The sequence below is a fragment of the Sphingomonas sp. Leaf17 genome (assembly GCF_001421505.1).
Lineage (GTDB): Bacteria > Pseudomonadota > Alphaproteobacteria > Sphingomonadales > Sphingomonadaceae > Sphingomonas.
In genome coordinates, this window is the sequence record NZ_LMKL01000006.1 from 266,221 (window position 1) to 291,309 (window position 25,089).

Below are 25,089 nucleotides of genomic sequence, written 5' to 3' on the forward strand. Positions count from 1 at the left end.
TTCGGGGGGGAAGCCAAACCGTTGGTGGAGGCAGGCAGCGGGATCGCGGTCCTCCGGTCCCGTCCGGTCGATTACATTCCGGGACGGCGAGGCTCACCGGGAGCGGGTGGCCCACGCCGCAGACGGTCGATCGTCTGCCGCTCAAAGGCTTGCGGGTTGCCGGCGGCCGTCCGGAGCATCTCCCGATCCAGCGTCAGCGCGACCCTGCCATCGGCGAGCATGAGGCCCGCATCGCATACCGACGCCAGCGTGCCGAGATCATGCAGCGCGGTGACGAGCGTCAGCCCGCCATCGACCATCCGGCGCAACGTCTCGCGCAGGTCGAAGACGGCGACGGGATCGAGCCAGTTGAACGGCTCGTCCAGAATCACCCGCGGATGACCGCTTGCGAACGCCGCCGCGATCGCGATCCGCTGTCGCATCCCGGCCGAGCAATCACCGATCCAGCGATCGAGCAGCGGATCAAGGGCCAGCGCATCGTGCAGCGCACCCAGATGAAGGCGAGCGGCGTCGATGCCGCCGCCGACCAGCCGGAGAATATCGCGCCCGCGCAAGGCGTCGGGCAGCGTGTCGGCCGGCGGCGCAAAGCCGAACCGCAGCGCGCGTCCGGTGCGGTCGTCGGCCAGATCCTCGCCGTCCACACGGCATGATCCGGCAGCGAAGGGCAGCCTGCCGGCCAGCGCCCGGAGCAGGCTGGTCTTGCCAGAGCCATTGGCGCCGATGAGACCGAACCACGAACCGCGCTCCACCGTGAAATCAACGCCGTGCACGACGCGCTGCCCGCCCCGTTCGACGATGGTGCCGACCAGATCAATAGCGGGGGTCACGCCAGCAACCACGTTCTGGCGCGTCCCCGGCGGTGCAACGGCCAGAGCATGGCGGGAACGATGACGGGCAGAGCCACGGGCAGCGCGTAGGCGACCAGCCCCAGGATGCCAGCCAGGATGGAGACCAGGACATCCGCGAACCGTCTGGGGTGCAGTCGGTACGCAAGGATACGCAGGGTCAGGAGGAACAGCACCGCGACGCCGACGGCCGTGACGATGGCGGCTGCGACCGGGCCGAGGACGACCCAGCATCCCGGCATCGCCACGACGAAGAATGATGCCAGCCCCCTTGCATGGCGAGCGATGATCTGTGCCGATCCATATCCGGCGGCGGTCATGAAGCGGATGGTGGCGTCATCGACGCCGGTCAGCATCAGCGTGCACAGCACGGCACCGCAGCCGACGACCGCCATCATCCCGCTCGTGCCCGGCGCGCGCGCGGGTGCCAACGTCAGGAGCAGCGCCAACGCCAGGATCAGCAACGTCGCGGTCGCTATTCCGGCGATCGGGCGGCGCAACCATGCCCGAATTCTCCATCCCGGTCGTGTCGGGCCGGCAATGCGCGCCGGCAAGATAGGCGGAAACGCTGACCGGCAACAGTGACGGGCGGGCGATCAGGCTGACGGCAGCCAGCGATGCCAGTCCGACGCCATGCCATGCAACGCGATAGCGCCGCCGCGATCGTGGATGCAGGGCATCGGCCGCCAGCAGTCCGTCGGACGCGTGGAAGGCCAGACGGGTGGCGATAGCGCGTGACATACCGATACCGATCATGACACCGGCCCCAAGCGCCGCCCATGCCGCAACCGTCCAGGGCTGGTCGACCAACCACGCGCGCAGACCCGCCACTATCGCCAGCAGGATCAGCGCGGCCATTCCCCGATCGTGCCAGCCCGCAAACGTCGCGCGTAGCATGTTCCAGGCGATCAGCCGATCCAGATGCACCAAACGGTTGGCGTCCCGCGAGGGCAGCGGTTCGGATGCGTGTTCCATGCACATCGTTCTAGAAACCTGGCGGCGAAAGCCAAGACGGTGCCGGTGGAGCGGCGGTCCAGCAGAATGCCCGCAGACAGATGGTGCCGCCAGCGGCCATGCGCGCGGTTGACGGCACCCGTGAGCAAAAACCACCCGCCGCTTGTCGTCTGGCCCCGCACCGGGCAGAGGGTAGGCCATGGTTCGGTTCAGGCTTGGTACGCGCGGTTCGCCGCTGGCGCTCACGCAGGCGCGGATGGTCGCCGCTGCGCTGGCGCAGGCACATGGCTGGCCCGAGGATGCAGTGGCGATCGTGCCGATCCGCACCACCGGCGACCGGGTGCAGGACCGCGCGCTGGCCGAGATCGGCGGCAAGGCGCTGTGGACCAAGGAACTGGACCGCGCGCTGCTGAGTGGTGAAATCGACTGCGCGGTCCATTCGATGAAGGACGTGGAGACGATCCGGCCCGACGCGATTCACATCGCCGCGATGCTGCCGCGCGCCGACGTCCGCGACCGGCTGATCGGCGTCGAATCGATCGACGCGCTACGCCAGGGCGCGGTGGTCGGGACCAGCAGTCCCCGGCGGCGCGCGCAGTTGCTGCGGCTGCGCCCCGATCTGCGGATCGTGCTGTTTCGCGGCAATGTCGACACGCGGCTGGCCAAGCTGGCGGCGGGGGAGGTCGACGCGACGTTGCTGGCCGCCGCCGGGCTGGACCGGCTGGGCCGGGTCGATGTCGGGGTGGCGGTGCCGACCGACGTGATGCTGCCCGCCCCGGCGCAAGGGGCGGTCGGGATCGAGGTGCGCGCCGATGACGCCATCGCTCACGCGCTGGTCGCGGCGATCGACCATGGCGAAACGAGCGACTGCGTTCTGGCCGAACGCGGATTGCTGGCCGCGCTGGGCGGCGACTGCCATACGCCGCTGGCGGCGCTGGCGTCGCTGTCGGGCGAGACGTTGCGGCTGCGCGCGGTGCTGCTGTCCAGCGACGGGACCGATCAGGTCGAGGGCGCGGTGGAGGGCGCGGTCGGCGATCCGCTGGGCGCGTCGCTGGGCGCGGCCCTGCTCGACCGCGCGCCGGCCAGCATCCGCGGGTTGTTCGCCGCATGATCGCCCGCGCGCTCGTCCTTCGCCCCGAACCGGGCAACGGCGAGACCGCCGACCGGCTGGCGGCGGCCGGGATCCTGCCGATCCAGCAGCCGCTGTTCGTGGTGCGGCCACTTGACTGGACCGCGCCCGACCCCGCCGGGTTCGACGCGATCCTGCTGACCAGCGCCAATGCGGTGCGGCACGGCGGCGCGGGGCTGGAATCGCTGAAGCCGCTGCCGGTCGTCGCGGTCGGCACCGCGACGGCGGCGGCGGCGCGCGCGGCGGGCTTCACCATCGCCGCGACCGGCAGGACGGATGCCGCCGCGATCATCGCCGAGGCGCACGGCTTCGGCCTGACCCGGCTGCTGCATCTGGCCGGGCAGGACCGCACCGCGCCCGACGGCGACGGGGCGACGGCGACGGTTTCGGTCTATGCGTCGGACCCGGTCGACCTGCCGTCCGGCATTACCGAGGATTGGGAGGATGCGGTCGTCCTGCTCCATTCGCCGCGCGCTGCGCACACCTTCGCCGCGCTGGTCGCGCGCGACGGCGCGGACCGGGCGCGGTTCCAGATCGCGGCGCTGAGCGATGCGGTGGCCGAGGCGGCGGGTGCTGGCTGGGGCGGCATGACGGTGGCGGTGTCCCCGAACGACACCGCGCTGGTCGCCGCCGCCCGACAGCGCGCGATTGACCGGACCCCGCCCGACGGGGATAAGCAGGCCATGACCGACGATCAGGCGACCGCCCCCATCATGACGGCTTCCGCGACAGCCGGCCAGTCCCGCCCGCCGCGGCGCGCGCGGACCGCCTGGCTGGTCGCGCTGGTGCTGCTCGCCTTTGTCGGCGGGCTGGTGCTGATGGGCTATGCGATGCGGCAGGGCCTGCTGGAAGCGCGCAAGACCGAGGCGGCGGCCGCTGCCACGCCCGTGACCTTCACCCCGCAACCCGAAGCCGGGGTAGGCGGGACGCGCGCGCCCGCACCGACGATCGACACGACGCAGCTGGTCAGCCGCGAGGCCGCACTGGCCGCGCAGATCGCCGCGCTGGAGGCGCGCGCGGCGACGGTCGCGAGCGACGCCAACGCGGCGGGCGCGCAGGCGGCACGGGCCGAAAGCGTGCTGGTGGTGCTGGCCGCGCGGCGCGCGCTCGATCGCGGTCAGGGGCTGGGCTATCTGGAGGACCAGTTGCGGACCCGCTTCGGCCAGCGCCAGCCGCGCGCGGTCGCCATCATCGTCGCCGCCGGACGGCGTCCGCCGGTGACGCTGGAGGATCTGCGGCTGGGGCTGGACACGCTGGCCCCCGACCTGACCGCGGGCAACGCGACCGATGACTGGTGGACGTCGCTGAAGCAGGAACTGGGCAATCTGGTGGTGCTGCGCCGGGCCGGCACGCCGTCGCCGGTGCCGACCGACCGGCTGGCGCGCGCGCGCCGGCTGCTGGATGCCGGGCAGGTCGATGCCGCCCGCGCCGAGGTGGCGTTGATGCCCGGCGCGGCGACCGCCGCCGCCTGGAGCACGGCGGCGCGGCATTATGTGCAGGCGCGCGCGGCGCTCGACGCGCTGGAGACGATCGCGATGGTCGCGCCGCCCGCGTTTCCGGCCCCGCCGGCCGTGGCGCAGGCCGCGCCGGTCACGACCACCGATTCGCTGCCTGCGATGAATGCGCCAATGGACGCCCCGGTCGTTCAGGCGCAACCGACGGCGCCGACGGTTCAGTAGCGGGTTGATCGACGCTTTCCGTTCCCCCGCGCAGGCGGGGGTTCAGGGCAACGGATATCATCGGCCGTACTGTTGCCTGACCCTGGATCCCCGCCCGCGCGGGGACACGACGGATTCAACGGCGAGGTTGCCCGGCCCCTACCGGAAATTGTCGGCGTAGGACTGTAGCTTCAGCGTCCTGGTCGGTGCCGGGACCACGGTGTAGTCGAGCGATTCGCGCTCGCAATAGGCGGTCGCCGCCTCCAGCGTCGGGAACAGCAGGCGGAGCTGGTCGCGCGTGTCGCCGCTGCCGGCCCAGCCGGTCAGCGGGTCGGGCTGCTTGGCCTCGGCGGGTTCGAACTCAAGCTGCCAGCGATCGGTCCGGTGCTTGCCGGACTGCATCGCGTTCTTGGGGCGTTGGAAGATACGGGCGGTAGGCATGGGTGTTCCTTATCTTGCATCCGGCCTTATCGCGCATTTGTCCGCCGCGCATCCGCATTTTTCGTCCGCAGCGTCGGCGCGGCGGCGGTCGGGTCGTCGGGCCAGGGATGGCGGGGATAACGGCCGCGCATCTCCTTCGCCACCGCCGCCCAGCTGCCGGCCCAGAAACCGGGCAAGTCGCGCGTCGTCTGGATCGGCCGGCCGGCGGGCGAGGTCAGGCTGAGCACCAGCGGCACCAGCCCCCGACCTTTCGCCGCCTGCCCCACCACCGGATGCACCGTCAGGCCGTACAGCGCCTGCACCCGCAGTTCGACGCGTGGGCCACCCTCGGCCGCATAATCGATCGGGTGGGTGCTGCCGGCCGGGCTGGCAAAGGCGGGCGGGGCGAGCGCGTCGATCCGCCGCATCGCGTCCCAGCCGGCGTGGTTGCGCAGCGCGTCGATCAACGCACCCGGCGGGATCGCGTCGAGCCGGCGGCGGCCGGCGAGCAACGGCGGCAGCCAGTCGTCAAGCGCGGCGATCAGGCTTTCATCGTCCAGCCCCTCCCCCGCATAGGCCGCGCGTTCGCGCAACGCCCGCGCGGCGTCGTTCCACGGCAGCAGCGACAGGCCATGCGTCCGCACCCCCTCCAGCAGCGCGGCGGCGATCGCGTCCGGGTCGGCGGCGGAGTCCGGACCGCTCGACAGCCGCAAGGCACCCAGCCGGCGGTCGCGGGTCGCCTGGATACCGCCGGTCGCGGGATCGAACGCGATGGTCCGCCGCGTCTCGATGGCATCGGCGAACAGGGTTTCGATCGTCGTCAGGTCGATCGCCGCCGCCGACAGGATGCGCGCGCCCGACGCCGCACCCTGCGTATCGGCGACGGCCAGCCATTCGGCGGTCCCGAGGCCGGCCGTCGCGTCGAGGCGGAAGCCACGCCCGCCGACCGAGGCCCAGCTTTCGCCGCTGGCATCGCGGCGACGGGCGATCCGGTCGGGAAAGGCGAGCGCGATGCACACCGCCACCGGCTGCTCGATCGCGCGGGGCGGCGCGGCGGTCGGGACGGTTCGCGCCCAGCGTTCGGCCAGTTTTCGTGCGGCAACCGCCTTGGTTCCGCGTTCGCTCCGCCAGCGGCGCGCCCGCGTTTCAACATCGACGTCATTGCCGCCAAGCCCGCGTTCGCCGAGCAGCACCGCGACCTGCGCGGCGGTATCGGCAAGCCCCAGCGGCCCGGCGCGCAGCAGCATGTGGGCGAGGCGCGGCGGCATCGGCAGCGCGGCGATGGCGCGGCCATGCGGCGTCGGACGGCCATCCGCGTCGATCGCCGCCAGCGTCGTCAACCGATCGTGCGCCTCCGCGACCGCCGGCGGTGGCGGCGGGTCGAGCCAGCGCAGGTCGGCGGGCGACGCGACACCCCATAAAGCGGTCGCGAGCGCGAGCGCGGACAGGTCCGCCTCCAATATCTCCGGCGGGTCGTAGCGTGGCAGGCCGGCGGTCGCCGCCTCCTCCCACAACCGATAGGCGACACCGGGGCCGAGCCGCGCGGCGCGGCCGGCGCGCTGGGTGACGGCGGCCTGGCTGGCGCGTTCGGTCACCAGCCGGGTCATGCCGGCCGCGCGGTCATAGCGCGGGCGACGGGCGAGGCCGGAATCGACGACGATCCGGACATCGGCCAGCGTCAGGCTGGTCTCGGCGATCGCGGTGGCCAGCACGATCTTGCGCCGGCCATCGGGTTCGGGGGCAATCGCGGCGCGCTGGGCGACGGGGTCGATGCTGCCGTGCAGTTCGTGGACGACGATGGTTTCCGGCAGCCCGGCGAGGCGGTCGGCGGTCCGCTCGATCTCTGCGACGCCGGGCAGGAAGGCGAGGATCCCGCCATCGGCCTCGGCCAGCGCACGGCGGATCGCGGCGGCGACGCTGTCCTCGATCCGCGCGTCGCCGGTGCGGCCGATATGGCGCAGGGTCAGGTCGTGGCTGCGGCCCGCACTTTCGATGACGGGGGCGTCTCCCATCAGGGCGGAGAACCGCGCGCCGTCGAGCGTGGCGGACATGGCGACGAGGCGCAGGTCGGGCCGCCACGACGATTGCACGTCGAGCGCGAAGGCAAGGCCGGTGTCGCCGTCGAGGCTGCGTTCGTGGACCTCGTCGAACAGCACCGCCGACACGCCGGCCAGTTCGGGATCGGCCTGGATCCGCGCGACGAAGATGCCCTCGGTAACGACGGTGACGCGGGTATCGGCCGACCGCCTGCTGTCCATCCGCGTGGCGTAGCCGAAGGTCCGGCCGACGCCCTCGCCGGCCGCCGCCGCCATCCGCTCGGCGGCGGCGCGCGCGGCGAGCCGGCGGGGGGAGAGCAACAGGATCTCGCCGCTGCACCAGTCCTCACCGATCAGCGCGGGTGCGATGGCCGTGGTCTTGCCCGCGCCCGGCGGGGCCACCACGACCACGTTCGGGCCGGTGCGCAGCGCGGCAAGAATGTCGGGCAGGACCGATTCGATCGGCAGCGCGGTCATGCGCCGGGGGGCCGGAAGGTTACAAAGGTTATGCCCGCAACGGGGGGGTACCCGCCATTCGCGGACGGGGTCGGGATGACGCGATGGCTGGCAGGAAACGGGCGGAACGACATCGCGACGATCCTTGGCAAATTATGCACCGATAGGACAGCGCACAAAAAAGGGGTCCGCCGGCGAACCGGCGAACCCCCATGCCTGTCGGTGAAAAGACCCGATCAGAAGCTGATGGTCGTCGCGACCGCAACGTTGCGGCCGAGTGCGTCATACCGCTGCGGGATCGTGTTGTTGCGCGACAGGCTGATGTCGTACGAGTTCGCCAAAACCGGCGGTACCTTGTCGAGCAGGTTGTTCGCGATGATGCGGAACGAGAACTGCTTGGCGATGTTGAAGTTGAGCGCCAGATCGAAATAGCTGATCGGAGCGATCCGGAAGAAGGTCTTGCGCGCACGCTCCGGCGTGCCGCCGATCGCCTCGTCACCCGAATTGTCGGCGTGGGTCAGCGACCCGACATAGCGCCAGTTGGCCGACACGTTGAAGAAATTGTCGGCGGTCGTGTAGGTCGCGCGCAGGCCGTGCGACCATTTCGGGATCAGCTGGCCGCAACCATTGCCGTAATACCCCGCGCAGTTGCGCTGCGGCTGGACCGGCGAATCCTGACTGCCCGCAAAGGTCGTCAGCGACCCGTTGAAGCTCCAGTCGACGCGGCCGATACCGCCCAGGCCCATCGTGTACTGGCCCTGGAAATCATACCCGCGCGCGATCGACTTGAAATAGTTGGTCGTACCCTCGCGGATGAAGCCGGTGGTCGGGTTGGTCGATGCGGTGGCGTACAGGATGCCGGTCGTCGGGTTGCGCACGATGCCCGAGCAGAAGAAGCTGTCGCCGCCCGACCGCAGACAGCCGTCGGTATAGTAGCTGTTGTCGTTATAGCCGAGCGAGTTGTCGATGCGGATCTGATAGCGATCGACCGAGAACACCAGGTTCTTGATGAAGCGCGGCTTCACGACCAGACCGAACGTCTGGGTGTAGGCGGTTTCGGGATCGGCGGTGAAGCCGCCCGATCGCGTCGTGCACTGGTCGTTCGGGCAGAGCAGCGACGCGCTGCCGTACAGCGCGTCCGACAGGCCGGTCGCGCGGCAGACTTCGCGCGAGGCGAGCGGGGCCGTCGTGGTGATCGTCCGGCCGGGGTTGTTCGGATCCTGGATCTGGCGCGAAACGGGGGCGCAGAAATCGTTCTGCGATCCGCCCTGCACACCATAGCTGATGTTGGTCGCCTGACGGATCTCGATCACGGTCGGCGCGCGCTGCGCCTTGTTGAACGACCCGCGGAAGGTGATGTCCGGAATCGGCGCGAACAGGCCTTCCAGCTTCCATGTGCTGAACTTGTCGGGGTTGCCGCTGTACTTCGACAGGCGATAGCCGCCGTTCGCCTGCAACAGGTGGACGAACGACTTCTCGACGATGGGAACCTGAACCTCGATGTTCGATTCGTAGACGTCCTGCCGCAGGTTGGCCGAATTGCTGCCGTACTGGCTGGTGTAGACCTCGTCCGCGGTCGAGATGAAACGGTCCTTGCGGTATTCGGTCCCCAGCGCGATGGCGACGCCCTGTTCCGCCCACGGGGTTTTCAGTCCGTATTTGGTCAGGTCGCCGGTGATGTTGGCCTGGATGTTGAACAACTGGCCGATGCCGGTGATCGACCCGTCGCGTGCGCCGCCAAACAGATAGCCGGCCAGCGCAGTATTGGCGTTGCCCGCGCTGAACGCGTCGAAGGGAACGCAGGCCGCATCGGTCCCCGATACCACCGACGCGCAGGTCGGCGTGCCGTTCACGTTGACGACGTTGAGCGAGCGGTTGATGCGGTCGAAATCGGCGAACGGGCTGTAGACCGTGTTCTGCTGGTTGCGGGCATAGACGCCGCCCACATCATAGGTCCACACCTCGGCCACCGTGCCCCGGACGCCGCCGGTCGCACGGAAACCGAAGTTCTCATATTCGTTGCCGACGTTCGGCAGGTTGAAGCGATAGCGAACTTCGAGCGGCACCAAGGTCGACGTGCCGGCACTCGCGCCGCACAGGGTCGAGGCCTGGCCGGCCGAGAGATAGGGATTGTTGCAATTCACCTGGAACGGCGTCGCGCCGTAAGCGGTGAAGCTGAACACCCGCGCCGGGTTCGGCTGCGACGAGCGGTCGCGGAACCAGATGCCACTGCCATAGACCTCGACTTCCGGCGAGATCTTCAGGTTCACGAACCCGCCCGCGTTGATGCGGTTCGATTCACGCTGGTACGAATAATCGTCGAACGGATTGGCCGCATTTCCCGCACCGACACCGTAGGGCACGAACGTCCGCGTGCCGTCGGGATTGTTGACGAACGCACGCCCCGAATTGACCCCGGCGCGCGGCGAAATATAGCCGCTGGTCGAATAGGTCGACAGCGAGCAGGACAGCGGGCCATCCTTGCCGGTCTGCACCAGCTGGCACGGCGAGGTCGAGCGGTCGCCGAACTCCACCTTCTGCGCGGTACGGTAATTGACGAACGCCGAGACGCTGAGCGCGTCGTCGAAAAAGCGCTTGCCGGCGGTCAGCGACACGTCGGCGCGGGCACCGTCGTTCGTCAGGCCGGTCGGCGAACTGAAGGCCGATGCGCGCGCCAGCGGCGAGACGATCGAGTCCTTGTTGATGTGGTTATAGAAATTGTAATTGGTATCAAGCCGCAGACCTTCGAAATCCTTGCGCAGGATGAAGTTCACGACACCCGAAACGGCGTCCGATCCGTAGACCGACGACGCGCCGCCCGACAGCACGTCGACGCGCTCCAGCAGGGCGGTCGGAATGATGCCGACGTCCTGACCGTTCTGGGTGCCGATGCGCTTGCCGTCGATCAACGTCAGCGTGCGTTCAAAGCCCAGGCTGCGCAGCTTGACGCGCTGGCGACCGTCCGAATCCTGGTAATTCTGCTGCGCGTCCGGCGCGACCTGCGGCAGGCGGTTCAGCACGTCCTCGACGTTGACCGCGGCCTGCGCGCGGATGTCGCTGGCGGTGACCGAGGTGATCGGCGCGGCCGAGCCGAGGTTGGGACGCTGGATCCGCGTTCCGGTGACGACGATCTCGCCATCGCTGCCGGCGGTACGCTCGCCCGTGATGGCGGCGGCGCGAATGGCGGGGGCGGCGGCGTCCTCCGACGCGGTGGGGCTGGTTTGGTCTTCATCGTCCACCGTCGTCGGTGCGGTGGTCGTGGTTTGCTGCGCAACCGCCGGCGTCGCGGCGATGCAGAGCGCACCCGCCAGAGCCAGAACCGATACCGATTGGTGTAACGTCATGAAAAACCCCCGCTTTACATCCGCCGCGCGTTTGTGCGCCTCCGGACCAGACGGGGATCAATCTCAACCAATTCAAAACCCAGTCAAGGCATTCGCCGGGCCACGACCCAAAAGGTTCCATACCTGTGGCAATATTACGACAATTGGTTGCAAACCAATATCAGTCCTTTGCGAAAATTGCGCTGGCCGGGCTGGCCGTTTCGCCGTCGATCACCGCGTCGGCACCGGCTCCGCGCCCTTGTAGTCGTAGAAGCCGCGTCCGGTCTTGCGGCCGTACCAGCCGGCCTCGACATATTTGACCAGCAGGGGGGCCGGGCGGAACTTGGGGTCGCCTGTCCCCTCGAACAGGACGCGGGTGATCTCCAGGCAGGTATCCAGCCCGATGAAGTCGGCGAGCGTCAGCGGACCCATCGGATGGTTCAGCCCCAGCTGGCAGGCAAGGTCGATGTCGGGAATGGTCGCCACCCCCTCGCCCAGCGCGAAGCACGCCTCGTTGATCATCGGCATCAGCACCCGGTTGACGATGAAGCCGGGGGCGTCGTTCGCACGGACGACCTGCTTGCCAAGTTTGGCCGCATACTCCTCGATCAGCCGGACGGTCGCGTCGGCGGTGGCGAGGCCGCGGATGATCTCGATCAGGCCCATGACGGGCACGGGGTTGAAGAAGTGGACGCCGATGAACCGCTCAGGATCGGGCGCGGCCTGCGCCAGCCGGGTGATCGGGATCGACGAGGTGTTCGACGCGAGGACCGCGTCCGATCCCAGCACCTTGCCGACCTCCGCGAAGATCTGGCGCTTGATGGCCTCGCGCTCGGTCGCCGCCTCGATCACCAGACCGCAGGGGGCCATGGCGGCGACCGAATCGACCGGTTCGATCCGCGACAGGGTTTCGTCGCGCGCGGCGGCGGTGATCTTGTCCTTGGTGACCAGCCGGTCGAGCGCCCTGGCGATGCCGGCCTTGCCCGCGTCCGCCCGATCGCGCGACACATCGGCGAGCAGGACGTGATAGCCCGCCTGCGCCGATACCTGGGCGATCCCCGCGCCCATCTGCCCCGCGCCGATCACGCCGATGGTCGTGTGTGCCGAATCCTGCATCCGCTCAATCCTGTCTGTTTTCGTTGGTGCTGGCGGGGACTTAACCGGTTCGATATCCAGTCGCTAGGCCGGGTGCGGCACGGATGCGGGAGCAATATGATGCGTGAAATGATGATGACGGCGATTCTGGCCGTGCTGGCGGGATGCGGGTCGGCGGATGAGGCCGGCAATCGCGCGGCGTCGGTGGCGGCCCCCGCCGGCCCCGTCGCCATGCCCGCGGCACCAGCGGGGCAGGCGATGGACGCGACCGCCACGGATTCGCGCGCGGTCCCGGTGCTGGGCGCGGTGAAAACCTACGGCGACTGGACAGTGGGTTGCGACAATGGCGGTGCCTGCATGATGGCGTCGCTGCTGCCCGAGGGGGACGTGGAGGGATCGCTGACGATGAGCGTGACGCGCGATCCCGGCCTGCCCGGTGCGGTCCGCATCGCCATCGCCACGCGGGATCAGGCGGAGGCCAGCGCCGTGACCATCGACGGCAAGCCGATCGGCGGCACCGCGCAGGACGGCAAACTCACCGGCGACGCCGCCGCCGCGATCGCCACGGCCATTGCCAACGCCACGACGATGCAGGCGCGTGACGGCAAGGGCGCGGCGATCGGCACGATCTCGCTGAAAGGGGCGTCGGCCGCGCTGCGCTATATCGACGACAGGCAGGGCCGCGCCGGCACCACGAGCGCGGTGGTCGCGAAGGGCAAGGCGACGACGACGCCACCGACCCCGGCCCTGCCGGTGATCGTCGCGCTGACCCCCGGCGGCACCGTCGCCCGGCCAAGCGCGGCACAGGTGACGGCGATGAAGCAGCAGGCCGACTGCGACCTGCCCGATGGCGTCGACATGACGCCGCAGACGGCGGCGATCGGCGGTGGCAAGACGCTGGTGATGCTGCCCTGTTCGACCGGCGCGTATAATCTGAGCAGCGCGCTGTTCGTGATGGACGACGCCGGCGTCAGCCCCGCACGGACCGACGCGGTGTCCGGCTTTACCGAGGGGGATACGCCCGGCCCGGTCGCGTTCGTCGTCAATGGCGACTTCGCCGACGGCGTCCTGACCAGCTATGCCAAGGGACGCGGGATCGGCGATTGCGGCGTGTCGCAGTCGTTCGTCTGGGACGGCACGATGCTGCGCCTGTCGGGCCAGGAGATCATGGACGAATGTCGCGGCAATACCGACACGATCCCGGTGTGGCGCGCGCGGGTCGTGCGCCGCTGAGGAAAGGCTCGTTCCTCGCCGCCCCGGCCTGCGCCGGGGTGGTGCAATATCGCCGGGGTGGCGAGCAGGCCGCCCCTTACGGAGCCGGCCGCTCCGCCTGTGCCTCGGCCAGATAGATCGCGAACAGCCTCTGCGGGTCGGTCCATTCGGCGACCGGGGTCCAGCCGCCGGAGCGCAGGAGGATGCGGGCGTCGCGCGCGCCGTATTTGTGGCTGTTCTCGGTGTGGATCGTCTCGCCGGCCCCGATGGTGAAATCCTGGCCGTCGATGGTGAAGCCGAGGTCGGCGGTCGCCTCCAGATGCATTTCGATCCGCGCGCGGTCGTCGTTCCAGATCGCGCGGTGGCGAAAGGATTCGACCGGGATCGTGCCCGCCAGCTCACGGTTGATCCGCGTCAGCAGGTTCAGGTTGAACGCGGCGGTGACCCCGGCGGCATCGTCATAGGCGGGGACGAGAATATCGGGATCCTTGATCCGGTCCATGCCGATCAGCAGCATCGCCCCCTGCCCCAGCGACTGGCGCATGGTCCGCAACAGGTCGACCGCCATTTTCGGCGTCATGTTGCCGATCGTCGAGCCGGGGAAGAAGCCGAGCTTCGGCGCATCCTCGATCGTGCGCGGCAGGGTGAGCGGGGCCATGAAGTCCGCCTCGAACGGCAGGACCAGCAGGTCGGGGAACGCCCGCGAAATCGTGGCGGAGGATTCGCGCAGGAAGTCGCCGGAAATGTCGATCGGCACATAGGCCGACGGCGCGATCGCGCGCAGCAGCGTCGGCGTCTTCGTCGACGACCCCGATCCGAACTCGATCACCGCACGGCCCGGACCGACCGCCTGTGCGACCTCCGGACAACATTCGGCGAGCAGCGCGCTTTCGGTACGGGTCGGGTAATATTCGGGCAGGTCAGTGATCGCCTCGAACAGTTCCGATCCGCGCCGGTCGTAGAACCAGCGGGCGGGAATGGCGCGCGGCACCTGCGTGCAACCGCGCAGCACGTCGGCGCGGAACGCCGGATCGGCCAGCGTCATGCAGCCATCCTCGATTTCCTGTTTGAGCATCGGATTACAGGTCCTTGGCAAGCCGGACGCCGGTGAACTGCCAGCGCTGGTGGGGATAGAAGAAGTTGCGATAGGCCGCCCGGACATGGCCGCGCGGGGTGGCGCAGGATCCGCCGCGCAGCACGAACTGCCCGGACATGAACTTGCCGTTATACTCGCCGACCGCGCCCTCGACCGCGCGAAAACCGGGATAGGGGCGATAGGCGCTGCCGGTCCATTCCCAGACATCGCCGAAGAAGGCCGGGCCATCGGCGGAGGGACGCGGCTCGACCGGGCCGGCGGTGTCCATCTGATTGCCGCCGTCGGGCGCGTGAGACGCGGCGGCGGCCTCCCATTCAAACTCGGTCGGCAGGCGCGCGCCGGCCCAGGCGGCATAGGCGTCGGCCTCGTACAGGCTGACGTGCGTGACGGGTGCCGCGGGGTCGATCGCACGGCGACCGTCCAGGCCGAAGCGGGTCCATGCCCCGTCCTGCTGTTCCCAATACAGCGGCGCATCGATGCCGTGCGCCTTTACCCACGCCCAGCCATCGGCCAGCCAGTGGCGCGCGTCGCGGTAGCCACCATCGGCGATGAAGGTGACCCATTCGCCGTTGGTGACGGTGCGGTCGGCGATCGCGTGCGGGCTGAGCCAGGCGGTATGGCGTGGCCCCTCGCAATCGAACGCGAAGCCGTCGCCGCCATGGCCGACCTCGACCGGGCCGGTCGCCCCCGTGATCCAGCCGATCGCCGGCGGCATCGCCACCGGCACTTTGCGTGCGGCCGGCCAGATGGCGGGTTCCAGCGGATTTTCGCCGAACAGATGCAGGATGTCGGTGACCAGCAGTTCCTGATGCTGTTCCTCATGATGGCAGCCAAGTGCCACAAGCTCGCGCGCCGCCGCCGGCAGATCGGGCAGCGCCGCCAGCAATGCCGAGTCGACATGCGCGCGATAGGCGCGGACCTCGTCCAGTGTCGGCCGGGTAATCATGCCGCGCCGGTCGCGCGCGTGCCGCCGCCCTTCCGCCTCGTAATAGCTGTTGAACAGGAACGGGAACCGGTCGTCATGCAGCGTATAGCCCGGCACATGGTCGCGCAGGACGAAGGTTTCAAAAAACCAGCTGGTGTGCGCCAGATGCCATTTGGTCGGCGAGGCATCGGCCATCGACTGTACGCTGGCATCGGCGTCGGACAGCGGCGCGGCGAGCGCCAGAGACAGGTCGCGGACACGGCCGTAACGGGTCGCCAGTGCGCTGGTAGGAGAGGCTTTTGGCTGCGGCGTCATATCTTTGGTCCTCCGACGGACCACCGCGCCCGACAGGCCGCTTCTATCCGACCCGGTAGGTCCGCGACCATTGATGCATGTTCAACGGGTTGCGCCGGGTGACCACAAAACGTCCCCACCGGCATTTTGGTTCACGAAGCGCGCGGCGACGAACAGAAAGTCCGACAGTCGGTTCAGATAGGCGCGGGCCTGCGGGTTGATGACTTGCGGAATCGCGACCGCCGCGCGTTCGGCCCGGCGCGCGATCGCGCGGGCGAGGTGGATGGCGGCGGCGGCGGGCGTGCCGCCAGGCAGGATGAAGCTGGCCAGCGGCGGCATCGTGTCGTTCATGCCGTCAATCTCAGCCTCCAGCCGCGCGACCTGGCTCGCGACGATGCGCAGCGTCATTGGCGAGGGCGCGAAATCATCGCCCGGCGTGGCGAGATCGGCCCCGAGGTCGAACAGGTCGCTCTGGATCCGCAACAGCGAGTCGCGCAGGTCCCCGGGGGAAAGGGCGGTGACGGCCATGCCGATCGCGCTGTTCGCCTCGTCGACATCGCCGATCGCGACCATCCGCGCCGCATCCTTGGGCAGGCGAGATCCGTCGACCAGCCCGGTAGTGCCGTCATCGCCGGTGCGGGTGTAGATGCGGTTCAGCTTGACCATGGGGGTATTCCGTAAAGGGATAATCTGTCCGGTCCATCCGCTCCCCGGCGAAGGGGGGGGGCCAGTCGCACCGGTTCAGGTGCGGCCGGCGGCGAACAGGATGACGACGACGATCAGGATGGCGATCGCCTGAAACAGCACGCGCTGCTGCATCATCTTGTTGGACTTGACCGACGAGGCGGCGGGGCCGTCGCCTTTCACCTGTGCGGTGGAATCCTGAAGGAACGCGACGATGCCGCGCACCAGGGCCACGACGGTCGCGATCATGGCCGCGACGAGCAGGATGACGAGAAAGGTGTTCATGCGCGCAGTCTACGCCTTTGCCGCGCTAAATCCAGAGGGACCAAAGCCCGTAGTTTGCCCCGCAGTCCGCAGGGCATCGGCCAGCACCCGCCCGTCGCCCCCGGCCGCGCGCAGGTCGGCCAGCGCCGGCGCGCCATGCCGCTTGGCCAGCCGCCGGCCCTGATCGTCGGTCAGCAGCGGGTGGTGGTGATAGGCCGGCACCGGCAGGTCGAGCAGCGCCTGCAACAGCCGGTGGACATCGGTCGCGGCGAACAGGTCGAGGCCACGCACGATGTCGGTCACGCCCTGCGCGGCATCGTCCACCGTAACGGCGAGGTGATAGCTGGCGGCGGCATCCTTGCGCGCCAGCACGACGTCCCCTTGCGCCAGCGGATCGGCAACCACGCGGCCGGCGGTGGAATCCTGCCATATCAGCGGACCGGCGGCGGCCACCGCGGCGGCCATGTCGATCCGCCAGCTGTGCGGATCATGCCCCCGCGTCGCCGGGTCGAGTCCGCGACAGGTGCCGGGGTAGACCGGCACCGCCCCATGCGGCGCGCTGGCGCTCGCGGCGATTTCGGCGCGGGTGCAGTAGCAGCGATAGACGAGGCCGCGCGCCTTCAGCCGGTCGAGCGCGGCGGCATAGGTCGCCAGCCGTTGCGACTGGAACACGACCGGCCCGTCCCAGGTCAGGCCAAGCCACGCCAGATCGTCGAGGATGGTCGCGACATGCTCGGCCCGGCTGCGCGTGCCGTCGATATCCTCGATCCGCAACACGAAGCGCCCGCCGGCCCGGCGCGCGCGGTCGTGCGCGGCGATGGCCGAGGCGGCATGGCCAAGGTGCAGCCGGCCGGTCGGACTGGGGGCGAAGCGGGTGACGATCATCGCCGCGACCCTACAACCGGACAACCGGCTTGCCCATCACGGTCCGGCCCCGCTCCCACCCCGCCCCGCGCCCACCCCTTGACCGCACGCCCCCGCCCGTGCTGTCATCACCCTGTCACCGGGATCGGTCACTGATCGCCACCGGACACCAGATGGTGGGAGGAGCCGTGTTTCATCCCGATTTGATGCGTCACCCCGAGGGGTGCCCCGCGCTCGTCTTGAACGCGGATTACACGCCGCTTTCCTATTATCCGCTGTCGATCTGGCCGTGGCAGACGGCGGTCAAGGCGGTGTTCCTCGACCGCGTCGACATCGTCGCGCATTACGAGCGCGAGGTGCGCAGTTCGTCGCTGGCGATGAAGCTGCCCTCGGTCATCGCGCTGAAGCAATATGTCCGGCCATCGCAATTTCCCGCCTTCACCCGTTTCAACCTGTTCCTGCGTGACCGGTTCGCCTGCCAATATTGCGGATCGGGCCACGACCTGACGTTCGATCACATCGTCCCGCGCGCGCAGGGCGGGCGGACGACATGGGAAAACGTCGCCACCGCCTGCGCGCCGTGCAACCTGAAAAAGGGCGGGCGGACGCCGAAACAGGCAGGCATGCCGCTGCATATTCCGGCGATCCGCCCGACCAACTGGCAGTTGCAGGAACATGGCCGCAGCTTCCCCCCCAATTTTCTGCACGAAAGCTGGCGCGACTGGCTGTACTGGGACATTGAACTCGACGCCTGACGGCGTTGGGGGAACTCGACGCCTGACGGCGTTGGGGGAACTCGACGCCTGACGGCGTTGGGGGAACTCGACGCCTGACGGCGTTGGGGGAACTCGACGCCTGACTGATACGGCTCCGGGAAAACCCGACGCCAGAACGGTGGTCGGGGGAACCGGACGCCGGGCGGCGTGGTTTTGGGTGTTTCGAGAGCTGGCTGGAGACGGGAATGCGGTTGGTTCTGGGACTTTGCGCGCTGATGGCGCTGGCCGGGTGCGGCACGGATGACAAGGCGGGCAACGCCGACGCGGCGGCGGCGGATTTCGTGCCGCCGTCGGTGATGTCGCGGCTCGATTTCGGCAGCGCGCAGGAACGCCGGTTCCAGCGCCTCGACCGCAATGCCGACGGCAAGATCACGAACGACGAACTGCCGCGCGGCGACAACAGCCGCCTGCTGGCGCTGGACCGCGACGGGAATGGCGAGATCGGCTCGGTCGAGTTCAGCGAGGGCGCACTTGCCCGGTTCGACGCGATGGACCTGAACAAGGACGGGACGGTAACGTCCGAGGAACGCGAGACATCGCGCGGCGGACGATAGGCTTTTCGTGATTGCGCGCCGGCATCGGGGAACCGATGCCGGTCCAGTCGCGGTGAAGGCCCCGCGATGCGCTTGCGTAATTTTCCGTCGCAACCGTCGTCAACGTCGTCGCTGATCCGGCAAAATACGCGGCATTTCGGTCATAAAGCATCGACACCCGATTGACCGCGCGCGTGCCGCAATGCAGCAAGGCGGACATGGCCAGTCTTCCCCCGATCGCAAACAACGCGGATGTCCGCTTCCTTGGTGCCCTGCTGGGCGACGTCATTCGCGCCTATGGCGGCGATGCGCTGTTCGAGGCGACCGAGACGATCCGCAAGGCCTCGGTCGAGCGGCATCGCAGTAACGGGCAGGGTGGCAGTAACGGGCAGGGTGACGGCACCGGCGATGGCGGCGATACCGCCGCGCTGGACCTTCAGCTGGAAAAGCTGAACCTGGACGAGACGCTGGATTTCGTGCGCGGCTTCATGCTGTTCTCGATGCTCGCCAACCTAGCCGAGGATCGTCAGGGGATTGCGGCCGAGGGCGGAGCAGGCCGGGGGGGCGGGGCCGATGTCGCCTCCGCGCTGAAAGAGCTGGAGGCCGACGGCATCGACAAGGCAGGCGTCATGGCGCTGCTCGACAAGGCGCTGATCGTGCCGGTGCTGACCGCGCACCCGACCGAGGTTCGGCGCAAGAGCATGATCGACCACCGCAACCGCATTTCCGAACTGATGCTGATGCGCGACCGCGGGCTGGAGTCGACGCCGGACGGCGACCGGATCGACGAATCCATCCTGCGCCAGATCGCGCTGCTGTGGCAGACCCGCGTGCTGCGCCGCGAGCGGCTGTATGTGACGGACGAGGTCGAAACCGCGCTCAGCTATCTGCGCGACGTGTTCCTGCCCGCCCTTCCCGCGCTGTACCAGCGGTGGGACCGGGCGATGGGCGCGCGGGTGCCGAGTTTCCTGCGGCCCGGCAGCTGGATCGGCGGCGACCGCGACGGCAACCCGTTCGTCACCGCCGATTCGCTGCGCGCCGCGCTGGGCCGGGCGAGCGAGACGGTGCTGGGCCATTATCTCGACGGTATCCATGCGCTGGGCGCCGAACTGTCGATCTCGACCGAACATGCCAGCGTCGACGACGCGCTGGTCGCGCTGGCCGAAGCGAGCGGCGACGGGGCGGCCAGCCGCGCCGACGAGCCGTATCGCCGCGCGCTGTCGGGCATCTATGCGCGCCTCGCCGCCACGCATCTGGCGCTGACCGGCAAGCCCGCCCCGCGCCCCGGCGCGCTGACCGGCGAGCCCTATGCCGACCCGCGCGCGTTCCGTGCCGATCTGGTGGCGATCGCGCGCGCGTTGCAGACCGGCGGCAACGGGCCGCTGGCGTCGGGCGGCGCGCTGGGTCGGCTGATCCGTGCGGTCGAGACGTTCGGCTTTCACCTCGCCACGCTCGACCTGCGGCAGAACAGCGCGGTCCATGAGCGCGTCGTCGCCGAACTGCTGAAGGTGGCGGGTGTCGAGGACGATTATCTGGCGCTGGACGAGGACGCGCGCGTTGCCCTGCTGCGCCGCGAACTCGCCAATGCCCGGCCGCTGACCAGCCGCTATGCCGACTATTCGGAGGAGACGGCGGGCGAGATCGCGATCGTGCAGGCGGCCGCCGACGCCCATGCGACCTACGGCCCGGGGTGCATCACCAACTACATCGTGTCGATGACCACCTCGGTCAGCGACCTGCTGGAAGTGAACCTGATGCTGAAGGAGGCCGGGCTGTACCGGCCGGGCGGCGGCGATACGAAGCCGACCGCCGCGATCATGGCCGTACCGCTGTTCGAGACGATCGGCGATCTGGAGGCGGCCCCCGCCGTCATGACCGCATGGTTCGGCCTGCCCGAAATTGCCGCCATCGCGGGGGCGCGCGGCCATCAGGAAGTGATGATCGGCTATTCGGACAGCAACAAGGACGGCGGCTACCTGACGTCCACCTGGCAATTGTCGAAGGCGTCGGCCGCGCTGGCCCCGGTATTCGCGGACGCCGGCGTCGGCATGCAGCTGTTCCACGGGCGCGGCGGCGCGGTTGGGCGCGGCGGCGGATCGGCCTTCGCCGCGATCCGCGCGCAACCGCCGGGCACCGTGCAGGGCCGCATCCGCATCACCGAACAGGGCGAGGTGATCGCCGGCAAATACGGCACCCGCGAAAGCGCGATGACCAATCTGGAGGCGATGGCGTCGGCGACGTTGCTCGCCAGCCTGGAGCCGGGCACGCTGTCGTCGGCCGAAAACGCGACCTTCTCGACCGCGATGGACGCGATTTCGGACAGTGCGTTCAAGGCGTATCGCGGGCTGGTCTATGACACCGAGGGGTTTCGCACCTTCTTCCGCCAGATGACGCCGATCGCCGAGATCGCGAACCTGAAGATCGGATCGCGCCCGGCCAGCCGCAAGAAAAGCGACGCGATCGAGGATCTGCGCGCGATTCCGTGGGTGTTCAGCTGGGCACAGGCGCGCGTCATGCTGCCCGGCTGGTACGGCGTCGGCGCCGCGCTGGAGGCGTTTCCCGACAAGGGGCTGCTGACCGAGATGGCGCAGGGGTGGCCGCTGTTCGCCGCGACGCTCGCCAACATGGAGATGGTGCTGGCGAAATCCGACATGGGCATCGCCGCGCGCTACGCCGGGTTGGTCGAGGATGCGGCGATGCGCGACGCGATCTTCGGCCGCATCCGCGACGGCTGGCACCGGACGCACGACGGCCTGCTGGCGGCGACCGGGCAGAGCCGGCTGCTGGAAAGGCATCCCGCGCTCGATGCGTCGATCCGCCTGCGCCTGCCCTATATCGAGCCGCTGAACCTATTGCAGATCGAACTGATGAAGCGCCACCGGGCGGGCGACGAGGACGTGCGGATCCGCGAGGGGATCCTGCTGTCGATCAACGGTATTGCGACGGCACTGCGTAATTCGGGGTGAACGACGGAGCGATGGTCGTGTGTGACCGCCAGGTGCTCGCGTTGCCCGGGGGACAAGGACGATCTGCGCGCGAAAGACGATGGTCGGGCCGTAACCCCACCCCGCCGTCATTGCGAGCGTGAGCGAAGCAATCCAGGGTTGGATCAGGACGCCCTGGATTGCTTCGCTCACGCTCGCAATGACGGGCAGGTGAAACGGGCTTCCGCCGCGCGATATGCTGGCCGAAGTCCGCCCCCACGCCCGTCATCCTTGCGCAGGCGAGGATCCCGCTTCTTGTGCTTACCGTGACACCGGTCCGGACCGCCCGAAGCGTATAACCCAGCCCCAAACGCAAACGGCCCGCCTTCCCTCTTGGAAAGACGGGCCGTTCCGCGTCGAACCGATGCGGTCAGGCCGCCCGGGTACCCGACATCGGGAAGCTGCCGAACGCGCCGACGCTGACGGTGCCGGTCAGCGCGTCGCCGTCGATGGTCGCGGTGCAATCCAGCGTCATCGGCATCGGCACGGTCATCTGCTGCTTCCAGCTGATGGTGTTGCCGTCGACGGTGCCCGACACCTCGCTCGACCCCATGCCGCCCGAATTGGTGCCGCTGAAGGTCGCGCCGTCGCTGGTGATGGTCAGCGTCGACTTCTGGTCGCCCAGCGGCGACTTGACCACGCACTCATAGCTGCCGTCGATATCCGCCATCGTCTCTCTCCGTATCGTTGCTTACTTTGCGTCCGCGACGGACGCTGCGGGAACGACCTCGACTGGCAGGCCCAGCGTGTCAAGCTGCGGCTTCACCTTGGCGGCGTCGCCGACCACGACCCAGGTGATCGCCTTGGGGTCGATCGCCTTTTGAATCACGCTGTTCATCTGCGGCAGGGTAAAGCCCTGATAACGCTGGGTGATGGTCGAGTAGTAATTGTCGGGCCGCTTGTAGAGATCGTTCTGCTGCATCGCGCCCAGCACCGCGTTCGACGTTTCGAAATTGCCCGACAGCGACCGGATCGCGCCGTTGATCGCGCGGTCGAACTCGACCTGCGTCATCGGCTTGGTGGTCACGAAATCGCCGATGTCACCGCGCAGGGCGGCGATCGACGCGCCGGTCTTGTCGGCCTGTACGGGTGCGCGGACGATATAGGGCGCGGCCATCGCGTTGCGCGCGAAATTGCCGCCGACGCCGTAAGACCAATGCTTGTCCTCACGCAGGTCCATGTTCAGGCGACCCAGGAAGCCACCACCCAGCGCGTCGTTGGCGGTCGCCACCGGCAACAGGTCGTCGGTGCCGACCAGCCCGGTGCGGATGACGCCCGAGATCAGCGACTGCGGCGAATCCGGCCGGTCGACCAGGATGATCTTGGGCGCCAGCGCCGGATCCTGCGCGCCGAACGTCTTCACACCGGCCGGGCCGGTCGGCGTCCAGTTGCCGAAACGGGTGTTGAGTGCTGCCTGTACCTCGGCCAGCGGCCGATCGCTGGTGACGAAGATCTTGGCCTTGTCCGGGCGCAGCCACGCCTGCTGGAACGCGACCAGATCGGCGCGGGTCAGCGCCGCGACCGCCTTCGGGTCGCCACCGCCGAACTGCTTGGCATAGGGCGAGCTTGGGCCATAGGCGATCTTCGGCACGACACGGCCGGCCAGCCCCTCGGGGCTGGTCAGCTCCTGCTGGATGCCGGCGAGCTGCGTGGTGCGCAGCCGCGCGACCTCGGCCTCGGCGAAGGCGGGGTTGCGCGCGATATCCGCAAACAGGTCCAGCGCGGGGTTCAGGTTCGCGCTCGGCACGCTCAGCGACAGGAAGGTCCGGTCGGCGGACGCGCCGGTCCCGATCGACGCGCCCAGCCGCTCCTTGGCCTCGGCCAGCGCGATCGAATCCTTGGTCGTCGTGCCCTCGTCCATCAGGTTCAGCGTCAGCGCCTGGGTACCCAGCTTGTCCGGCACGTCGGCGGCGACACCGGCGTCGAAGCTGAGCACCGCGTTGGTCACCGGCACGGCCGTCCGCTGCGCATAGACCAGCTCGATGCCATTGTTCAGTTTCGCGCGCTGCACAGTCGGGAAGGTCAGGCCGGCGATCGTGCCGACACCCGGCAATGGCGCACGCGTGCCCTTCACCGCCTGTTCTGGCGCGGCCGGGACCGCGACGGGGGCCTTGGCGGGACCGGCGGCGGGACCAGCGGCATCGACATACGCCTCACGCGCGCCCTTCTCGACGGTCAGCGTGTAGGCCGGCCGCGTCAGCCACTTGTTCGCCGCCGCCTTGACGGTGGCGGGGGTCTGCGCGGCGATGGCCAGCAGCTGCTTCTTGTAGAAGCCGGGGTCGTTGGAATACAGCGCGCCCTCGGCGAGGGCGACGGCCTTGCCGCCAAAGCCGCCGACCGATTCCAGCCCCTTGACGCGGCTCGACACCGCCTGCGTGGCGACCCGGTTGACCTCGTCGGCGGTCGGCCCGTTCTTCAGGAACTCGGCCAGGATCTCGTCGACCCGCTTCGACACGACCGCCGGATCGACACCGGGGCGCACGAGAACGGTGATGTCGAACATGCCGACCTGCGCGAAGTCGCTGTTGTCGGCCGACACCTGAACCGCCAGCTTTTCCTTCTTCACCAGCGCATTGTCGAGCCGCGAGGAGGCAAGGCCGCCCAGCACCCGGCCAGCGACCGTCAGCGCCGCCGAATCGGGATCGTTCAGGCCCGGCACCGCCCAGTTGCGGGTGATGAGCGTGGCGGCGACATTATCCTTCATCACCTCGTTCACCGGCGCGGCCAGCGTCGGGATCGGCGCGTTCGGCAACACCGCCTTGCGGCCCGGCTTGATCGCCCCGAAATACTTTTCGACCAGCGGCTTGGCGGTCGCGACGTCAATGTCACCGGCCAGCACCAGCACCGCGTTGTTCGGGCCGTAATTGTCGGTGAACCACTGCTTCACCGTGTCGAGGCTGGCGGCGTCCAGATCGGCCATCGAGCCGATCGTGGTGTGGCCGTAGGGATGGCCGGCGGGGAACAGACCCTCGGTCACCTTGTACTGGATCAGGCCATAGGGCCGGTTGTCGCCCTGGCGCTTCTCGTTCTGCACCACGCCGCGCTGCTCATCGAGCACGCCCTGCGTCACCGCGCCGAGCAGATAGCCCATGCGGTCGCTTTCCAGGTACAGCGCGCGGTCCAGCGCCGCGGTCGGCACCGTCTCGAAATAATTGGTGCGGTCGTAATAGGTGGTGCCGTTGAAGTCGGTCGCGCCAACCTGCTTCAGCGGTTCGAAGAAGTCGCCCGGCGCGTTCTCGCTGCCGTTGAACATCAGATGCTCGAACAGATGGGCAAAGCCGGTCTTGCCCTTCGGCTCATGCTTCGACCCGACATCGTACCACACCGACACCGCGACCACGGGGGCCTTGCGGTCGGTATGGACGACGACGCGCAGGCCGTTCTTCAACGTGAACTGCTGATAGGGAATGTCGACCGACTTCACGAGCGTCGACACAGGGGCCGCCTGCTGCGCGATGGCGGGCGAGACGAAGGCGACGACAGCAGCGCTACCCAGCGCGAAAGCCTTGAGATTCATGAAATGACGGTCCCCGGTCGTTAC

General features: G+C 68.8%; 20 protein-coding genes. 6 read left to right on the forward strand and 14 right to left on the reverse strand.

Annotated features, from left to right (window positions below):
• Positions 1 to 71 precede the first annotated feature (71 nt).
• The 3 genes from ASE75_RS10320 to ASE75_RS15915 are packed head-to-tail and all read right to left on the reverse strand — an operon-like array spanning position 72 to position 1,703.
• Complete coding sequence (locus ASE75_RS10320; RefSeq protein WP_055932947.1) at positions 72 to 827, reverse strand: ATP-binding cassette domain-containing protein; 756 nt, start codon at positions 825 to 827, stop codon at positions 72 to 74.
• Complete coding sequence (locus tag ASE75_RS15910; RefSeq protein ID WP_235512636.1) at positions 824 to 1,240, reverse strand: hypothetical protein; 417 nt, start codon at positions 1,238 to 1,240, stop codon at positions 824 to 826. The genes ASE75_RS10320 and ASE75_RS15910 overlap by 4 nt, the downstream gene beginning before the upstream one ends.
• Complete coding sequence (locus ASE75_RS15915) at positions 1,182 to 1,703, reverse strand: hypothetical protein (RefSeq protein ID WP_235512639.1); 522 nt, start codon at positions 1,701 to 1,703, stop codon at positions 1,182 to 1,184. Before ASE75_RS15915 ends, ASE75_RS15910 begins: the two co-directional genes overlap by 59 nt.
• A 295-nt stretch (positions 1,704 to 1,998) precedes the next feature.
• Between ASE75_RS15915 and hemC the strand changes: the two genes are divergently transcribed.
• On the forward strand, positions 1,999 to 2,910 hold the full coding sequence (hemC, locus tag ASE75_RS10330; RefSeq protein ID WP_055932950.1) for a hydroxymethylbilane synthase: 912 nt from the start codon (positions 1,999 to 2,001) through the stop codon (positions 2,908 to 2,910).
• Positions 2,907 to 4,607, forward strand: coding sequence for a uroporphyrinogen-III synthase (locus ASE75_RS15920; protein WP_235512641.1), 1,701 nt, complete (start codon positions 2,907 to 2,909; stop codon positions 4,605 to 4,607). Before hemC ends, ASE75_RS15920 begins: the two co-directional genes overlap by 4 nt.
• 138 nt (positions 4,608 to 4,745) lie before the next feature.
• Here ASE75_RS15920 and ASE75_RS10345 read toward each other — a convergent pair whose 3' ends face one another.
• The 4 genes from ASE75_RS10345 to ASE75_RS10360 form a co-directional block, all read right to left on the reverse strand.
• Positions 4,746 to 5,027 (reverse strand): ETC complex I subunit, encoded by a 282-nt coding sequence (locus ASE75_RS10345; protein ID WP_055932953.1) that lies wholly within the window; start codon positions 5,025 to 5,027, stop codon positions 4,746 to 4,748.
• Between the two features lie 26 nt (positions 5,028 to 5,053).
• Positions 5,054 to 7,519 carry an ATP-dependent helicase HrpB gene (hrpB, locus tag ASE75_RS10350; RefSeq protein ID WP_055932956.1) on the reverse strand — a complete coding sequence of 822 codons (2,466 nt, stop codon included), beginning with the start codon at positions 7,517 to 7,519 and terminating at the stop codon, positions 5,054 to 5,056.
• A 215-nt stretch (positions 7,520 to 7,734) separates the two neighbouring features.
• On the reverse strand, positions 7,735 to 10,842 hold the full coding sequence (locus tag ASE75_RS10355) for a TonB-dependent receptor domain-containing protein (protein WP_082463910.1): 3,108 nt from the start codon (positions 10,840 to 10,842) through the stop codon (positions 7,735 to 7,737).
• A gap of 210 nt (positions 10,843 to 11,052) precedes the next feature.
• Positions 11,053 to 11,937, reverse strand: a complete 885-nt coding sequence (locus ASE75_RS10360) for a 3-hydroxybutyryl-CoA dehydrogenase (protein ID WP_055932958.1) — start codon at positions 11,935 to 11,937, stop codon at positions 11,053 to 11,055.
• Between the two features lie 99 nt (positions 11,938 to 12,036).
• Here ASE75_RS10360 and ASE75_RS10365 point away from each other — a divergent pair, with 99 nt between their 5' ends.
• Positions 12,037 to 13,149 (forward strand): DUF1176 domain-containing protein, encoded by a 1,113-nt coding sequence (locus tag ASE75_RS10365; RefSeq protein WP_162233724.1) that lies wholly within the window; start codon positions 12,037 to 12,039, stop codon positions 13,147 to 13,149.
• Positions 13,150 to 13,225: 76 nt separating this feature from the next.
• On the opposite strand, the gene egtD is transcribed toward ASE75_RS10365, so the two are convergent.
• The 5 genes from egtD to gluQRS all read right to left on the reverse strand — a co-directional run bounded on the left by egtD (position 13,226) and on the right by gluQRS (position 17,276).
• Positions 13,226 to 14,203 (reverse strand): L-histidine N(alpha)-methyltransferase, encoded by a 978-nt coding sequence (gene egtD, locus ASE75_RS10370; RefSeq protein WP_055932964.1) that lies wholly within the window; start codon positions 14,201 to 14,203, stop codon positions 13,226 to 13,228.
• Positions 14,204 to 14,207: 4 nt separating this feature from the next.
• Entirely contained in the window at positions 14,208 to 15,464 is a 1,257-nt protein-coding gene (gene egtB / locus ASE75_RS10375) for an ergothioneine biosynthesis protein EgtB (RefSeq protein WP_055932968.1), read from the reverse strand.
• An 81-nt stretch (positions 15,465 to 15,545) separates the two neighbouring features.
• Complete coding sequence (locus ASE75_RS10380; protein ID WP_055932970.1) at positions 15,546 to 16,109, reverse strand: cob(I)yrinic acid a,c-diamide adenosyltransferase; 564 nt, start codon at positions 16,107 to 16,109, stop codon at positions 15,546 to 15,548.
• Positions 16,110 to 16,184: 75 nt separating this feature from the next.
• Entirely contained in the window at positions 16,185 to 16,412 is a 228-nt protein-coding gene (locus ASE75_RS10385; protein WP_055932973.1) for a twin transmembrane helix small protein, read from the reverse strand.
• A 9-nt stretch (positions 16,413 to 16,421) separates the two neighbouring features.
• Positions 16,422 to 17,276, reverse strand: coding sequence for a tRNA glutamyl-Q(34) synthetase GluQRS (gene gluQRS / locus ASE75_RS10390; protein ID WP_055932976.1), 855 nt, complete (start codon positions 17,274 to 17,276; stop codon positions 16,422 to 16,424).
• Between the two features lie 167 nt (positions 17,277 to 17,443).
• Between gluQRS and ASE75_RS10395 the strand changes: the two genes are divergently transcribed.
• The 3 genes from ASE75_RS10395 to ppc all read left to right on the forward strand — a co-directional run bounded on the left by ASE75_RS10395 (position 17,444) and on the right by ppc (position 21,530).
• The gene (locus ASE75_RS10395; RefSeq protein ID WP_055932979.1) at positions 17,444 to 18,010 is read left to right on the forward strand and encodes an HNH endonuclease; all 567 of its coding nucleotides are present in this window, start codon (positions 17,444 to 17,446) and stop codon (positions 18,008 to 18,010) included.
• Positions 18,011 to 18,216: 206 nt separating this feature from the next.
• A complete protein-coding gene (locus tag ASE75_RS10400; RefSeq protein ID WP_055932981.1) occupies positions 18,217 to 18,585 on the forward strand; it encodes a hypothetical protein in 369 nt (122 codons plus the stop codon).
• 197 nt (positions 18,586 to 18,782) lie between these two features.
• On the forward strand, positions 18,783 to 21,530 hold the full coding sequence (gene ppc / locus ASE75_RS10405) for a phosphoenolpyruvate carboxylase (RefSeq protein ID WP_055933365.1): 2,748 nt from the start codon (positions 18,783 to 18,785) through the stop codon (positions 21,528 to 21,530).
• Positions 21,531 to 21,918: 388 nt separating this feature from the next.
• On the opposite strand, the gene ASE75_RS10410 is transcribed toward ppc, so the two are convergent.
• Positions 21,919 to 22,218, reverse strand: coding sequence for a hypothetical protein (locus ASE75_RS10410; RefSeq protein WP_055932984.1), 300 nt, complete (start codon positions 22,216 to 22,218; stop codon positions 21,919 to 21,921).
• Positions 22,219 to 22,239: 21 nt separating this feature from the next.
• Complete coding sequence (locus tag ASE75_RS10415; protein WP_055932987.1) at positions 22,240 to 25,065, reverse strand: M16 family metallopeptidase; 2,826 nt, start codon at positions 25,063 to 25,065, stop codon at positions 22,240 to 22,242.
• Positions 25,066 to 25,089: the final 24 nt, after the last annotated feature.

Bases quoted from the DNA above. Each gene is read 5' to 3' on its own strand.
- egtD (WP_055932964.1), bottom strand. From the start codon at position 14,203: ATGCTCAAACAGGAAATCGAGGATGGCTGCATGACGCTGGCCGATCCG.
- egtB (WP_055932968.1), bottom strand. From the start codon at position 15,464: ATGACGCCGCAGCCAAAAGCCTCTCCTACCAGCGCACTGGCGACCCGT.
- ASE75_RS10385 (WP_055932973.1), bottom strand. From the start codon at position 16,412: ATGAACACCTTTCTCGTCATCCTGCTCGTCGCGGCCATGATCGCGACC.
- ASE75_RS10380 (WP_055932970.1), bottom strand. From the start codon at position 16,109: ATGGTCAAGCTGAACCGCATCTACACCCGCACCGGCGATGACGGCACT.
- gluQRS (WP_055932976.1), bottom strand. From the start codon at position 17,276: ATGATCGTCACCCGCTTCGCCCCCAGTCCGACCGGCCGGCTGCACCTT.
- ASE75_RS15920 (WP_235512641.1), top strand. From the start codon at position 2,907: ATGATCGCCCGCGCGCTCGTCCTTCGCCCCGAACCGGGCAACGGCGAG.
- ASE75_RS15910 (WP_235512636.1), bottom strand. From the start codon at position 1,240: ATGGCGGTCGTCGGCTGCGGTGCCGTGCTGTGCACGCTGATGCTGACC.
- ppc (WP_055933365.1), top strand. From the start codon at position 18,783: ATGGCCAGTCTTCCCCCGATCGCAAACAACGCGGATGTCCGCTTCCTT.
- ASE75_RS15915 (WP_235512639.1), bottom strand. From the start codon at position 1,703: ATGGCCGCGCTGATCCTGCTGGCGATAGTGGCGGGTCTGCGCGCGTGG.
- ASE75_RS10360 (WP_055932958.1), bottom strand. From the start codon at position 11,937: ATGCAGGATTCGGCACACACGACCATCGGCGTGATCGGCGCGGGGCAG.
- ASE75_RS10400 (WP_055932981.1), top strand. From the start codon at position 18,217: ATGCGGTTGGTTCTGGGACTTTGCGCGCTGATGGCGCTGGCCGGGTGC.
- ASE75_RS10345 (WP_055932953.1), bottom strand. From the start codon at position 5,027: ATGCCTACCGCCCGTATCTTCCAACGCCCCAAGAACGCGATGCAGTCC.
- ASE75_RS10415 (WP_055932987.1), bottom strand. From the start codon at position 25,065: ATGAATCTCAAGGCTTTCGCGCTGGGTAGCGCTGCTGTCGTCGCCTTC.
- ASE75_RS10355 (WP_082463910.1), bottom strand. From the start codon at position 10,842: ATGACGTTACACCAATCGGTATCGGTTCTGGCTCTGGCGGGTGCGCTC.
- ASE75_RS10365 (WP_162233724.1), top strand. From the start codon at position 12,037: ATGCGTGAAATGATGATGACGGCGATTCTGGCCGTGCTGGCGGGATGC.
- ASE75_RS10410 (WP_055932984.1), bottom strand. From the start codon at position 22,218: ATGGCGGATATCGACGGCAGCTATGAGTGCGTGGTCAAGTCGCCGCTG.
- hemC (WP_055932950.1), top strand. From the start codon at position 1,999: ATGGTTCGGTTCAGGCTTGGTACGCGCGGTTCGCCGCTGGCGCTCACG.
- hrpB (WP_055932956.1), bottom strand. From the start codon at position 7,519: ATGACCGCGCTGCCGATCGAATCGGTCCTGCCCGACATTCTTGCCGCG.